This window comes from Methylobacterium amylolyticum (assembly GCF_030700245.1).
In the GTDB taxonomy this organism is placed as follows: domain Bacteria; phylum Pseudomonadota; class Alphaproteobacteria; order Rhizobiales; family Beijerinckiaceae; genus Methylobacterium.
In genome coordinates, this window is the sequence record NZ_JAUYZI010000006.1 from 100,473 (window position 1) to 113,738 (window position 13,266).

Annotated in this window: 13 protein-coding genes and 1 pseudogene; 6 read left to right on the forward strand and 8 right to left on the reverse strand. The window is 72.2% G+C overall.

Annotated elements, in window-relative coordinates:
* The first annotated feature begins 54 nt into the window (after positions 1 to 54).
* Both Q8W71_RS06635 and Q8W71_RS06640 read left to right on the forward strand, forming a co-directional pair.
* The gene (locus Q8W71_RS06635; protein WP_305524648.1) at positions 55 to 261 is read left to right on the forward strand and encodes an antitoxin; all 207 of its coding nucleotides are present in this window, start codon (positions 55 to 57) and stop codon (positions 259 to 261) included.
* The gene (locus Q8W71_RS06640; RefSeq protein ID WP_305524547.1) at positions 258 to 692 is read left to right on the forward strand and encodes a type II toxin-antitoxin system VapC family toxin; all 435 of its coding nucleotides are present in this window, start codon (positions 258 to 260) and stop codon (positions 690 to 692) included. The genes Q8W71_RS06635 and Q8W71_RS06640 overlap by 4 nt, the downstream gene beginning before the upstream one ends.
* A gap of 32 nt (positions 693 to 724) precedes the next feature.
* Here Q8W71_RS06640 and Q8W71_RS06645 read toward each other — a convergent pair whose 3' ends face one another.
* Entirely contained in the window at positions 725 to 1,009 is a 285-nt protein-coding gene (locus tag Q8W71_RS06645) for a DUF167 family protein (protein ID WP_305524548.1), read from the reverse strand.
* Between the two features lie 107 nt (positions 1,010 to 1,116).
* Between Q8W71_RS06645 and Q8W71_RS32890 the strand changes: the two are divergent.
* Positions 1,117 to 2,082, forward strand: a pseudogene (locus tag Q8W71_RS32890) (glycosyltransferase family 87 protein); the annotation flags it as partial.
* A gap of 165 nt (positions 2,083 to 2,247) precedes the next feature.
* Here the strand turns inward: Q8W71_RS32890 and Q8W71_RS06650 are convergent.
* The 7 genes from Q8W71_RS06650 to Q8W71_RS06680 all read right to left on the reverse strand — a co-directional run bounded on the left by Q8W71_RS06650 (position 2,248) and on the right by Q8W71_RS06680 (position 9,013).
* The gene (locus tag Q8W71_RS06650) at positions 2,248 to 3,624 is read right to left on the reverse strand and encodes an FAD-binding oxidoreductase (RefSeq protein WP_305524549.1); all 1,377 of its coding nucleotides are present in this window, start codon (positions 3,622 to 3,624) and stop codon (positions 2,248 to 2,250) included.
* 32 nt (positions 3,625 to 3,656) lie between these two features.
* A complete protein-coding gene (locus Q8W71_RS06655) occupies positions 3,657 to 4,850 on the reverse strand; it encodes a fumarylacetoacetate hydrolase family protein (protein ID WP_305524550.1) in 1,194 nt (397 codons plus the stop codon).
* 11 nt (positions 4,851 to 4,861) lie between these two features.
* Positions 4,862 to 5,788 (reverse strand): dihydrodipicolinate synthase family protein, encoded by a 927-nt coding sequence (locus Q8W71_RS06660; RefSeq protein ID WP_305524551.1) that lies wholly within the window; start codon positions 5,786 to 5,788, stop codon positions 4,862 to 4,864.
* Between the two features lie 201 nt (positions 5,789 to 5,989).
* Positions 5,990 to 6,793, reverse strand: coding sequence for a transporter substrate-binding domain-containing protein (locus Q8W71_RS06665; protein ID WP_305524552.1), 804 nt, complete (start codon positions 6,791 to 6,793; stop codon positions 5,990 to 5,992).
* 64 nt (positions 6,794 to 6,857) lie between these two features.
* Positions 6,858 to 7,631, reverse strand: coding sequence for an amino acid ABC transporter ATP-binding protein (locus tag Q8W71_RS06670; RefSeq protein WP_370875349.1), 774 nt, complete (start codon positions 7,629 to 7,631; stop codon positions 6,858 to 6,860).
* Positions 7,632 to 7,644: 13 nt separating this feature from the next.
* Positions 7,645 to 8,319 (reverse strand): amino acid ABC transporter permease, encoded by a 675-nt coding sequence (locus tag Q8W71_RS06675; RefSeq protein ID WP_305524553.1) that lies wholly within the window; start codon positions 8,317 to 8,319, stop codon positions 7,645 to 7,647.
* 10 nt (positions 8,320 to 8,329) lie between these two features.
* Positions 8,330 to 9,013, reverse strand: a complete 684-nt coding sequence (locus tag Q8W71_RS06680) for an amino acid ABC transporter permease (protein WP_305524554.1) — start codon at positions 9,011 to 9,013, stop codon at positions 8,330 to 8,332.
* 287 nt (positions 9,014 to 9,300) lie between these two features.
* Here Q8W71_RS06680 and Q8W71_RS06685 point away from each other — a divergent pair, with 287 nt between their 5' ends.
* The 3 genes from Q8W71_RS06685 to Q8W71_RS06695 all read left to right on the forward strand — a co-directional run bounded on the left by Q8W71_RS06685 (position 9,301) and on the right by Q8W71_RS06695 (position 13,149).
* On the forward strand, positions 9,301 to 10,836 hold the full coding sequence (locus Q8W71_RS06685; RefSeq protein WP_305524555.1) for a UxaA family hydrolase: 1,536 nt from the start codon (positions 9,301 to 9,303) through the stop codon (positions 10,834 to 10,836).
* Positions 10,837 to 10,855: 19 nt separating this feature from the next.
* Complete coding sequence (locus Q8W71_RS06690) at positions 10,856 to 11,824, forward strand: GntR family transcriptional regulator (protein WP_305524556.1); 969 nt, start codon at positions 10,856 to 10,858, stop codon at positions 11,822 to 11,824.
* 167 nt (positions 11,825 to 11,991) lie between these two features.
* Positions 11,992 to 13,149: a zinc-binding dehydrogenase gene (locus tag Q8W71_RS06695; RefSeq protein ID WP_305524557.1), complete on the forward strand. Its 1,158-nt coding sequence runs from the start codon at positions 11,992 to 11,994 to the stop codon at positions 13,147 to 13,149.
* Positions 13,150 to 13,266 lie beyond the last annotated feature (117 nt).

A 13,266-nucleotide genomic window follows, 5' to 3' on the forward strand; every position in this document is an offset into this window, starting at 1 on the left:
TATGTTTCGACATATGCCCGGGAGGCCCTCGTGGAGCGCACCGCCAGCCTGTTCATGAACAACCGCAGCCAAGCGGTCCGCATCCCCAAGGATTTCGAGTTGCCCGGCGACGAGGTGACGATCGTGCGCCTGCCGGACGGCTCTCTCCTGCTCCGGCCCAGACGAGAACTCGACGCCCTGCTGGCCACCCTGGCCCCACTCGGGCCGGAGGATGCCCTGGAAGACGTGCAGGATCTCGACATCGAGCCCGTCCACCTGTGAGCGGGGCGGCGCACTACATCCTCGACACGAACATCCTGTCGGATCTGATCAATCGCGGCCGGGACAGCGCGATCCGCAACGTCCTCGCAGGTTTGACGGGTCGCGTGCACACCAGCGTCGTCGTCGCCGCCGAGATCCGCTACGGCGTCGCGAAGAAGGGATCGCGGGCGCTGGCCGAGCGCGTCGAGGCGGTGCTCGGGACGATCCCGATCCTCCCGCTCGCTCCGCCGGCCGACCTCCGCTACGGCGAGATCCGGGCGGAACTCGAACGGAGCGGCCGGTTGATCGGCCCCAACGACATGCTGATCGCCGCGCAATGCCTCGCGCTCGACATGCATCTCGTGACCGACAACGGCGATGAATTCCGGCGCGTGCCCGGTCTCACCGTCGAGAACTGGCTGATGCGGAGCGGGGATCCTGCGGCCAACTGATCGATCCGCGCTGCGAGGCGAGGCTTTTTGGATCAGTCCGGTCGGCCGAAAGCGCGGTCGAGGTCGGCGGGCTTGATCCCGTCGATCTCCAGGTGCTTGAGGCGGCCCTGGTCGCCTGAGACGATCCGCACCGCGCCGGCCCCGACCCGCAGGGCCTTGGCGACGAGCCTGCGCAGGGCGTCGTTGGCCGCCCCGTCGACCGGCGGCGCGGCCACCCGCGCCTTCAGGTAGGGCAGGCCGGCCGCGTCGCGGGCCCACCCGTCCGCCGCGTCGCGACCGCCGCGCGGGGTGAGGCGCACCACCAGCCTGACCGTCATCCCCGATCCCGACGCCTCGCCCGGCCGCGTTCACGCGTCCTTACCGATCCGGCCGTAGCATCGCCGCGACGCGCCGTGCAGGGCGCTCATACGGCGCAGACCCCGCGATGCCCATCCGAGTTCCGGCGACATCGCGGGCGCTGCCGCCGATCCTGACGGCGCTCGGCGTCCTGGCGCTGGCGCTCCAGCTCGGTTGGTGGCTGCCGGAGACGCTCGCGCGCGACGACCTGCGGCGGGACTCGCCGGTCTACTTCTACGCCGCCGAACGGGCGGCTTCGGGGGCGCCGCTCTACACGGCCCATCCCGGGATCGGCCCCGCCACGCCCTACTGGGCGGGCTACCCGCAGACCGAGGCCGGCTACGTCCGCTTCCTCCAGGAGTGGTTCCTCTACCCGCCGCACTTCGCCGCCGCCCTGGCGCCGCTCGCCGGCTACGGGCTGCCGGCGTTCATGAAGGTGTTCACGCTCGCAGCGCTCGTGAGCGCCTGGATCTACGCCGCCTGCCTCGCCACGCTCGCCGAGGGACGCTTGAGCCCCCGCGGCTTCCTGATCGCCAACAACCTGCTGATCGCCCTGCCCGGGACGACGACGACGATGGGCTACGGCAACGTCGAGCCGGTCCTGTGGGCGCTGTTCGGCCTCGCCCTGGTCAGCCCGAGGCTCCGGGCGGCGGCGCTGACGGTGGCCGCCTCGGTCAAGCCGTACCTCGCGTGGTTCGCCCTCGCCGCCGCCTGGGGCGAGGGCCGGCGCGCCTGGGCGGTGATGGCCGCGGTGAGCCTCGCGATCCTGGGCTTCGGCGCGTGGCGGGTCGGGGTGCCGGCCTATCTCGACTGGCTCCGGACCGTGCCGCCGGTGCTGAGCCAGGGCACGATCGCCCTGCCCAACCTGTCGCTGTCGATGCTGCCGCTCAGGCTGCTCTGGGCGACGGGCTGGCCGGAACCGTCCGGCCCGCTGCCGCCGCCCGCCGCCGCCTACCTGCTCGCGTGCAGCGTCGCCGCGCCGATGCTCGCCCTGGTCCTGCTGCGGCGGCGCTCCCCGGCGCTGCGCTTCTCGGCCTGCACGGTGGCGGCGGTGGCGTTCTCGCCCTACTGCATGCCGACCTACCTGCCGCTGGCGCGGGGGGGGGGGGGGGGGGGGGGGGGGGGGGGGGGGGGGGGCGGGGGGCGCCGCCCCCCCCCCCCCCCCCCCCCCCCCCCCCCCCCCCGAGCCCGTAGCCGCGCGTCCGGAACCCCCAAAAAATCAAAAAATCTTGCCGGGGTTGAGGCGGTTGTCCGGATCCAGCGCCCGCTTCACCAAGCGCATGGCCGCGATCTCCGCGCCCGAGCGCGACAGCCCGAGCTTGCCGCGCTTCTCCAGGCCGATCCCGTGCTCGGCGGAGACCGAGCCGTTGAGCTCGGCCAGCGGCTCGTAGATCGCCGCGTCGATCGCGGTGTTGCCGGCGGCATCGAGGCGGGTGGTGTTCCAGTGCAGGTTGTTGTCGCCGATATGGCCGTAGACCACCGCCCGGCAGTCGGGGATCGCGGCGAGGCGGGCGAGCGCGCCGGTCACGTAGGCGTCCATCCTGGCGAGCGGCACGCTCACGTCGAAGGCGCGGTGGATGCCGTCCGCGTTCATGTGCTCGACCCGGTCGCGGATCCGCCACATCGCCTGCCGCTGCTCCTCGGAGGAGGCGAGCGCCGCGTCGAGCACCGTGCCCGCGGTCATCAGCCCGTCGAGGAGGTCGTGGAAGCGCTCGGCCTCTTCCGGCACGCACTCCACCTCGATGATCGCGTAGAACGGGTAGTCCTGGGGCAGGGGCGGGGTCTCCCGGCCGGGCTTGGTCATCAGCCGGTAGAAGTCCGGCCACAGGCCCTCGAACGAGGAGACCCGGCCCTGGAACGCGGCCTGCGCGGCCCGCAGCACCCGGGCGCCGTCGTCGACCCCGGGGCAGGCGATCAGCGCCGTGACGTAGCCCGCGGGCTCCGGGCGCAGGCGCAGCACCGCGCGGGTGACGAGGCCGAGCGTGCCTTCCGTGCCGACGAAGAGCTGCTTGAGGTCGAGGCCGGTGTTGTTCTTGATGAGCGGGCGCATCGAGGACACCACCGTGCCGTCGGCGAGCACCGCCTCCAGCCCCAGCACCATCTCGCGCATCATGCCGTAGCGCAGCACCCGCAGGCCGCCGGCATTGGTCGAGATCGTGCCGCCGACGGTGGCCGAGCCGCGGGCGCCCAGGTCGAGGGGGAAGAACAGGCCGGCGGCGCGCGCCGCCCCCTGCACCGCCTCGACGGTGGCGCCGGTGCCCGCCACCACCGTCATCGCCAGGGGATCGACCGGCTCGATCCCGGTCATCCGCTCGGTGGAGAGGGTGATCTGGTCCGGCGCGCAGAGGATGCCGTCGACGAGGCCGGTGGCGCCGCCGCGGGGCACCACCGAGACCCCGGCCTCGGCGCAGGCGGCCATCACCGCGCTGGTCTCGGCGGTGTCGCGGGGCCGCACCAGGGCGAGGGCGGCGCAGGGCTCGGCCGGCCGCGTCCAGCTCGCCGGCCGGCCGCGCAGCTCCTCCCCGGTCACGACGCCGGAGGCGCCGACGAGGCCGCGGAGGCGATCCAGGAATGCGGTCTGCGCGGCGTCGGTCATCGGCCTGTGGTCCGGTTGGGCACGCCGGTCTGTCACAAAAACCCGCGCGCGGCGAGGTTGCGCATCAGCGCCCGCGCCCCGAACGTCCAGGGCTCGCAGGCGTCGCAGGGGCGCATGCGGTTGACGAGGCGCCCCAGCTCCGGGCTCGCGATCGTCACCCGGTCGCCCTCGGCGTGGGTGAAGCCGAGGCCCGGCCCGTGCCGGTCCTGCACCGGGGCGAACATCGTGCCGAGCATGAGCAGGGCGCCGTCCGGGTAGGCGTGGGTGCGCCCCATCAGCGCCGCCACCAAGTCCTCCGGATCGCGGCTGATCTCGGAGAGCGGCGAGGTGCCGGCCATCGTGAAGCCGTCGTCGCCCACGACCTCCAGGCTCACGGTGGTGCGCCGGACGGTGTCCAGCGAGAAGGTGTCGTCGAACAGGCGCAGGAACGGCCCGAGCGCGCAGGAGGCGTTGTTGTCCTTGGCCTTGCCGAGGAGCAGCGCCGAGCGCCCCTCGAAGTCGCGCAGGTTCACGTCGTTGGCGAGCGTCGCCCCGACGATTCTCTGCGATGCGCTGACCGCCAGGGCCACTTCCGGCTCGGGGTTGTTCCAGCGGGATTCCGGGTGCAGCCCGGCATCCATGCCGCAGCCCACCGCCGACATCGGCTGGCTCTTGGTGAAGATCTCGGCGTCCGGGCCGATGCCGACTTCGAGGTACTGGCTCCAGGCGCCCTGGGCGACCAGCACGTCCTTGAGGGCGGCGGCCTCGGCCGAGCCGGGCTTGAGGCGGCGCAGGTCGGCGCCGACGAGGCGCTCGATCTCCGCCCGGATCGCGGCGGCTGCGGCGAAGTCGCCCCGCGCCCGCTCCTCGATCACCCGCTCCAGCATCGAGGTCGCGAAGGTGACGCCCGCCGCCTTGAGCGCCTGGAGGTCGGCCGGCGCCAGCAGCCACGGCCGGGTCGCGTCGCGCGTGTCCGGCGGGGTGTTGGCGAGCACCGCGTCGAGGCCGCCCAGATCCTCGCCCTCGGCCGCGCGGAGGGCCGCGGCGGGGTCGTCCGCCTCGCACAGGTCGCTGACGGTGGCGAAGCGCGCGGTGATGTCGATCACCCGCGCCGCGCCGTCCGCGCCCGCGCGCAGGGCGACGACGCTCGGCCCCCCGGCGTCCGGCCGCCACACGCGGCCGACCAGCGCCCCGCGGCACCCGTCCGCGGGCAGGATTTCTTTTGGACTCAAGCCGGTCGGGGACATGGCGGATCTCCTCAGCGGCCCCAGCGCAGGACCAGGGGGTCGAGCCGGCGGGCGATCTCGATCAGGCCGGCGCGGGTGTCCGGGTGCAGGGGCTGGATCGGCGCCCGGGCGGTCTCGTGGGCGATGACGCCGCCCTCCCGCATCAGCGCCTTGCAGGCGAGCAGCCCGCACTGCCGGTTCTCGTAATTGATCAGCGGCAGCCAGCGCCCGTAGGCCTCCATCGCCGCCTCGCGGTTCCCGGCGAAGTAGGCGTCGGTGATCCGGCGGATGCCGTCCGGGTAGGCGCCGCCGGTCATGGCGCCGGTGGCCCCGGCGTCGAGGTCGGCCAGCAGGGTGATCGCCTCCTCGCCGTCCCAGGGCCCCTCGACGCCCGGCCCGCCCTGGGCGATCAGCTCGCGGAGCTTGGCCGCCGCCCCGGCGGTCTCGATCTTGAAGTAGCTGACGTGCTCGATCTCCCGGGCCATGCGCGCGAGGAAGCCGGCCGAGAGCGGCGTGCCGGCCACCGGCGCGTCCTGGATCATGATCGGGATTTGAATCGCGTCCGAGACCGCGCGGAAGAAGTCGTAGATGCCGACCTCCGGCACGCGGATGGTGGCGCCGTGATAGGGCGGCATGATCATCACCATCGCCGCCCCGGCGTCCTGCGCCCGCCGCGAGCGCTCGGCGCAGATATGGGTGGCGAAGTGGGTGGTGGTGACGATCACCGGCACGCGGCCGGCCACGTGCTCCAGCACCGCGTGCATCACGCGCTCGCGCTCGTCGTCGGTGAGCACGAACTGCTCCGAGAAGTTCGCGAGGATGCACAGGCCGTGGGAACCGGCATCGATCATGAAGTCGATCGCCCGGCGCTGGCCGTCGAGGTCGAGGGCGCCGGAGGCGTCGAACACGGTGGGGGCGACGGGGAAGACGCCCCGGTAGGGGCGGGGGGCGGAGGTCATGCGGGCTCCCGTTCGGGCGTTGGGCGGCTGATGCGGAACGCTGCGAGACACGGCGGCGTCGCGAGGGGCCGGCGCAATTCCCCCCTCCCCTCTGCGGGAGAGGGAGATCGCGCGGGTCATGCGAACCTGCACGGCCCATGGGCGGACGGCGCAGCAGATACGCGCCGCCGCCCTGCACTCAAGTACCGGACCTCAAAAAAATCAATGGGTCATCTCGGCCGGCAGCGACTGCCCAAAGTACTTCTGGTAGATCTCGTTGAGCTTGCCGTTCTTCAGGTTGGTATCGACCCAGCCGTCGACCCAGGCCTTCAGCTCCGGATCCTTCTTCCGCAGGCCGACCGCCATCGGGTAGGCGTTCATCGTGATCTTCACCGCGAGCTTCTTGCCCGGGTTGGCGTCGCGGACGCTGTTGGCGGTGGACAGCGCGGCGGCCAGGATCGCCTGCTGGCCGGTGGCGACCGCGGTGTTGGTGGTCGCCTCGTCCTCGTAGCGCACGATGGTGGCGCCCGACACGGGCTTGAGCGCCTTGGTCAGCTCGATGTCGGCGGTGGTGCCGCGGGCGACGGCGACCGACTTGCCGGCCAGATCCTCGGGCTTCTCGATCTTCTCGCTCTCCGGGGCGGCGATCACCACGGGGATCACGCCGTAGGGCTTCGAGTAGTCGACGACGCGCTTGCGCTCCTCGGTGATCGAGAACGAGGCGATCACGATGTCGGCCTTGCCCGAGAGCAGGAACGGCACCCGGTTGGCGCCCGAGACCGGCACGATCTCCAGCCCGACGCCGAGGTCCTTGGCGAGCAGGCGGGCGGTGTCGACGTCGGAGCCGGTCTCCTGGGCCTTGCCGTCGAGCATGCCGTAGGGCGGGTGGCTCACGTCGATCGCCACGAGGATCTTGCCGCGCTGGCGGATCGCGTCGAGGGCGTCGGCGGCCTGGGCGGCGGCGGGCAGCAGGGCCATGAGCCCGGCGGCGAGGGCGAGGCGGCGGGTGGTGCGTGTGCGGAACATGGATTCCTCCGTGGGTGGGTGTCCGGCCGCCTCGCAGGGCGGCTCTCGTTGGGGGTGGGTCGTCTCAGAGCCCGTTGCCGACGAACTGGCGCAGCTCGGGCGTTTGCGGGTCGCGCAGGATGTCGCCGGATCCGGCCTCCCAGACGGTGCCCTGGTGCATGAACACGAGCTGGTCGGCGACCGAGCGGGCGAAGCCCATCTCGTGGGTGACGAGCACCATGGTCATGCCGCCCTGCGCCAGCCGCTCGATGACGCGCAGCACCTCGCCGGTCAGCTCGGGATCGAGCGCCGAGGTCACCTCGTCGAACAGGATCAGGCGCGGGTGCATGGCGAGCGAGCGGGCGATGGCGACGCGCTGCTGCTGGCCGCCCGAGAGCTGCTCGGGGTAGGCCTCGGCCTTGTCGGCGAGCCCGACCTGGGCGAGCACCTCGCGGGCAAGCTCCCGCGCCTCGCGGATACCGATCCGCTTCACCTTGCGCGGGGCGAGCATCACGTTCTGCGCCGCGGTGAGGTGCGGGAACAGGTTGTAGCTCTGGAAGACGATGCCGACCTCCTGGCGCAGCGCCCGCAGGTCCACGCCCGGCTCGTGCAGCTTGCGCCCGCAGACGGTGAGCCGGCCGCCGTTGATCGTCTCCAGGCCGTTGATGCAGCGCAGAGCCGTGCTCTTGCCCGAGCCGGAGCGGCCGATCAGCACGGTCACGTCCCCTCGGTGGACCTCCAGCGAGATGCCGCGCAGCACCTCGACCGTGCCGAACGCCTTCCGCACGTCCTCGAAGCGGACCATGGTCTCCCGGTCCGTCGCGGCCGCCGGGGCGTCGGCGATGAGCGTCGCGTCCATCTCGTTCACTCCGTCAGGCCCGGCGCATCCGCGCCTCGAACCGCCGGCTCATCACCGACATCGGGTAGCAGATCGCGAAGTAGATCAGCGCCGCGATGGTGAAGACCTGAAACGGCTTGTAGGTGGCGTTGTTGATGACCTTGGCCGAGTAGGTCAGGTCGAAGAAGCCGATCACGACCGAGTAGGACGTGTTCTTGACGATCTGCACCAGGAAGCCGACGGTCGGCGGCACGGCGATGCGCAGCGCCTGCGGCAGGATCACGTGGACGAAGCGCTGGAGGGGGCTGAGCGCGAGGCACTCGGCCGCCTCCCACTGGGTGCGCGGCACCGCCTGGATGCAGCCCCGCCAGATCTCGCCGAGATAGGCGCCCGACCACAGGGTCATGGCGAGGCCGGCCGCGGCCAGCGCCGGCACCTCGAAGCCGCCGATGCTGACGCCGAAATAGACCACGAACATGATCACCGGCAGCGGCACGCCCTGCACCAGGGCGACGTAGGCCCCCGCCCCGTGGCGCAGCAGCCAGGAGCCGGCGCCCCCCTTCCGCTTGGCCCGGGCGAGCGCCAGCGGCAGGCCGACCAGCGTGCCGCCGAGGAAGCCCAGCAGCGACAGCACCAGCGTCCAGCCGGCGCCGCGGAAGATGAAGAGCAGTTGATCCCAGGTGAGACCGAGCCAGGTCACGTCGGGCATGCCGGCCTCCTCAGAGCGGGGTGCCGAGGCGGCGGCGCCGCGGGAAGGCCACGGTCGCGCAGCCGAGCAGCACGAGCCGCAGGGCGGCGGCCAGCGCGACGTAGATCCCGGCGATCACGAGGTAGACCTCGAAGCCGCGGAAGGTGAAGGCCTGGATCTGGTAGGCGACCCCGGTCAGTTCCTCCGCCGAGATCTGCGACATGATCGAGGTCGCGAGCATCATCAGCACGAACTGGCTGACCAGCGCCGGGTAGACCCGCTCCACCGCCTGCGGGAGCTGGACGCCCCAGATCACCTGGCTTCGGGTGAGCGCGAGGCAGGAGGCCGCCTCGACCTGCCCCTTGGGGATCGACTCGAAGCCGGCGCGCATGATCTCGGCGGTGTAGGCGCCGACGTTGATCACCAGGGCGAGCACCGCGGCCGGGAAGGCGCCGATGCGCACCTGCAGCACGGCGAGCCCGAAGAACAGCCAGAACACCTGGATGACGAGCGGCGTGTTGCGGATCGCCTCGACGTAGACGATCGCGACCCGCCGCACCCAGGGCGGCCCGTACAGGCGCCCGACGGCGCAGAGGGTGCCGAGCAGGAAGCCGGGGAGGACCGAGGCCGCGGTCATGCCGAGCGTCAGCCACACGCCGCGCAGCAGTTCGGGTCCGTATTCGTCGAGAAACGCGAAGTCGAACTCATACGACATGCGCGGTCCCCGGCTCTCTCCCACACAAACGCATCGCCCGTCCCCAAGGTCGGCCCTCGAGCGATGCCGTGCATCGTCGCGGTGATATGCTGGAATGTGCCGATGGATGGCGTTCACCGGCCGATCAAAACGGCGCGACGACTGTGTTTCCTCGGGCAGCGGCGCCCTTCGGCGCTCTTGACTTCTCGACGGCTAACATGATTGAACATTGCACGCAATAGCCAATAAGCCGCCGCGCCGCCCACCGGATCCCGCCGGGGGCCCCGGGGCGGCCCGGAGGACACACCATGCCGACCGCGCCCGACAGCGCCCCCGCCATCCGTCTCAACCCGGCCGACAACGTCGCCGTCGCCCGCTCCCGCATCGCGCCGGGGGCGGAGACCGGCTTCGGGGTCGCGGCCCTGGGGGAGGGGGTCCCGAGCGGGCACAAGGTGGCGATCGCGGAGATCGCCGCGGGGGCGCCGGTGACGAAGTACGGGCAGCTCATCGGCTACGCGACCCGGGAGATCGCGCCGGGCGAGCACATCCACCTGCACAACATGGCGATGCGCGACGGCGCCGTGGCGCACGAGTTCTGCGCCGACGCGCGGGCGACGCCGCTGCTGCCCGAGGCCGAGCGCCGGACCTTCCGGGGCTACCGCCGGCCGAACGGCGCCATCGGCACCCGCAACTACATCGGCATCCTCACCTCGGTGAACTGCTCGGCCACCGTCGCCAAGGCGACCGCCGACCTGATGAACCGCACCGGGCTGGCCAATCACCCGAACGTCGACGGGGTGGTGGCGCTGACCCACGGGGGCGGCTGCGCCCTCAACACCGCCACCGAGGGCTACCGGTTCCTGGCGCGCACGCTGTCCGGCTACGCCCGCAACCCGAACTTCGGCGGCATCCTGATCATCGGGCTCGGCTGCGAGACCAACCACATCGGCAAGCTGATGGAGGAGTCGCGCCTCGCCGAGGGGCCGTTCCTGCGCACCATGACGATCCAGGGCATGGGCGGCACCCGCAAGACGGTGGAGGCGGCAGCGCAAGCGATCCGCGGCATGCTCGACGCCGTGAACGCGGTGGAGCGCGAGACCGTGCCGCTGTCGGGCCTTCGCCTCGCCCTCCAGTGCGGCGGCTCGGACGGCTACTCGGGCATCTCGGCCAATCCCGCCCTCGGCCACGCCGCCGACCTGCTGGTGCGGCACGGCGGCACGGCGGTCCTGTCCGAGACCCCGGAGGTCTACGGGGCCGAGCACCTGCTCACCCGCCGGGCCGTCGATCCCGCCGTGGCTTCGAAGCTCGTCGAGCGCATCGACTGGTGGCGCGACTACACCGCCCGCCACGGGGCGGAGCTGAACAACAACCCCTCCCACGGCAACAAGGCCGGCGGCCTCACCACGATCCTGGAGAAGTCGCTCGGTGCGGTCGCCAAGGGCGGGACCATGCCGCTGGAGGCGGTCTACGAGTATGCCGAGCCGATCGACCGCACCGGCTTCGTGTTCATGGACACGCCCGGCTACGATCCGGTGGCGGTGACGGGGCAGGTCGCGGGGGGCTGCAACGTCATCTGCTTCACCACCGGCCGCGGCTCGGTCTCCGGCTTCAAGCCGGCGCCCTGCATCAAGATCGCCACCAACTCCGAGATGTACAGCCACATGGAGGAGGACATGGACATCGATTGCGGGGGCATCGTCACCGGCACCGACACGATCGAGGCGGCGGGCGAGCGCATCTTCGAGCGGATCATCGCGGTCGCCTCGGGCGAGCGCTCCTTAAGCGAGGGCTACGATTACGGCGACAACGAATTCGTCCCCTGGCCGCTCGGCGCCGTGACCTGACGGGCGCGCCCTGACGCCGATGCTGGAGCGCCCGCGCCCCGCCTACGCGCTGATCGGCGACGCCCTGCGCGGGGCGATTCGGGACGGGCGGCTGCCGGCCGGGGCCGTCCTCGTCGAGAGCGCGCTGGCGGTCCTGTTCGGCGCGAGCCGCTCGCCGGTGAAGCAGGCGTTCGCGGCGCTTGAAAGCGAGGGGCTGGTGCGCCGCTTCGGCGGCCGCGGCGTGGTGGTCGGCGCCGCGGAGGCCGACCGGCGCATCGCCGTCACGCCGGACCTGCTCGGGCTCGGCGCCCCGGCGGAGGCCCGCGACGACGGCTGGACGGCCCTGTACTACCGGGTCGAGCGCGACATCATCCTGGCCTCGCTGTTCGGGCGGCCGCGGGTGAACGAGTTGGCGCTCGCCCGCCATCTCGGCGTCGGGCGCACCGTGGCGCGCAACCTGCTGGTGCGCGCCCAGGGCGTCGGGATCCTCGCCAAGGACGGCAACGCCCCCTGGCAGGTGGTGCCCCTCGACCGCGCCCGGATCGACCATCTCTACGAGCTGCGCATCGCCCTCGAACCGCCGCTGCTGCGCGCCGCGGTCGGACGCATCCCCGAGGCCGAGATCGCGGCGATGGAGGCGCGCCTGATCGAGGCGGCGCGCGCGATCCCCGCCCTCGACATCACCGCCCTCGACCGGCTGGAGACCGACCTGCACGTCGCCTGCCTCGGCCACAGCCCGAACACGGAGATGGCCGAGGCCCTGCGCCGGACCCGGCGCCTGCTCGTCGTCGGCAAGCACATCCAGGACGCGCTGCCGGGCCGCCCCGGCATCGACCCGTTCATGGACGAGCACCTCGCGGTGCTGCGCGCCGTCCGGGCGGGCGACGCCGCGACGGCCGGGGCGGCGCTCGCCGCCCACCTCGTCTCCTCGCAGGAGAAGGCGGTGCAGCGGCTCGCGGCCTTCCACGCCGACCGGACCGGGGCGCCGCCCCCCTTCATCGCGGCCTGACAGCCTCGCCGAGACAGCCTCGCCGAACCGGCTTCAAGTTCGCCCGCGCGTCGCGGTTTTCGGCGGCGCGCCCGGTTCCCCCGGCGCGAAACGACTCTACGAATGGTTGCACGAACGAGGGCCGGCCCCGCCAGAAGGGCCGCGCCGCGGCGCCTGGGAGGGAAGCGATGACCAAGCCCGACATCCGCGTGGCCACCTTCAGCGGGCCCGGCGCGGCGCCCCGCATCGAGAGCGTGCCCTGGCCGAAGGTCCCGGACAACGCCGCGCTGATCCAGATCGGCGCCTGCGGCGTCTGCGGCACCGATCAGCACATCCTGAAGGGCCACTGGCCCAAGCCCCTGCCGTGGCCGTTCACGCTGGGCCACGAGATCGGCGGCGTCATCGTCGAGAAGGGCGCGCGCTTCACCTGCGACTTCATGGAGAAGCCGCTCGACATCGGCTCGAAGGTGATGATCCCGCCGCTGATGCCGTGCGGGCACTGCTACTACTGCGTCCACTACCCCGAGCAGGCCAACAAGTGCCTGACCCCGGTCTATTACGGGCGCTATCTCGGCTTCGAGAAGGCGCCGCACCTGTGGGGCGGCTGGGCGGAGTACGTCTACGTCGATCTCGACATGCTGCCGGGCACCAAGGTCTACAAGCTGCCCGACGACATGTCCCTGCGCCTCGGCGCGCTCTCCGAGCCGCTGACCTCCTGCATCCGCGCCTTCAACCGGGCGGTGCGGGCCGGCGGCTTCAAGTGGGGCGACACCGTCGTCATCCAGGGCTCGGGGCCGATCGGCATCCTGGCGGTGGCCGCCGCCCGCGAGATGGGCGCGGGCCGGGTGATCTGCGTCGGCGCCCCCGAGGAGCCGCGCCTCGCCCTCGCGCGCCGCTTCGGCGCCGAGGCGACGGTGGACATCACGCAGGTGACGACCCCCGAGGACCGGATCGCCCGGGTGCGCGAGATCGTCGGCGGGTTCGGCGCCGACCTCGTGATGGACTGCTCCGGCCACCCGAGCGCCGGCCCGGAGGGCATCGAGTTCCTGCGCGACGGCGGCACCTACGTGGAGATGGGCCAGTTCACGGATGCGGGGAAGATCGAGACCTCCTGGCACCGGATCTGCTCCAAGGATCTCAACGTGCTGGGCTCCTGGGCGTTCACCGGCAACGACCTGCCGCTCGGCGTCGACATGCTCTACCGCGCCCGGGACAAGTATCCCTGGCTCGACATGCAGACCGTCTACCCGTTCACCGAGGAGGGGGTCGCCAACGCGGTCGCCGACGCGATGGCGATGCGGACGGTGAAGTCGACGATCGTGCCGTTTCCCGAGCTGGTGGCCTGACAGGCGGCCAGATCCCTGCGGAGGATGGCCGGGAGGCGCTTGCTTTCCGGCCGCCGGTCGATTTGTATTCAAAGCGCGGGAGCGGCCGGCAGAGCTGACCCGATGGGAGGGACGGGT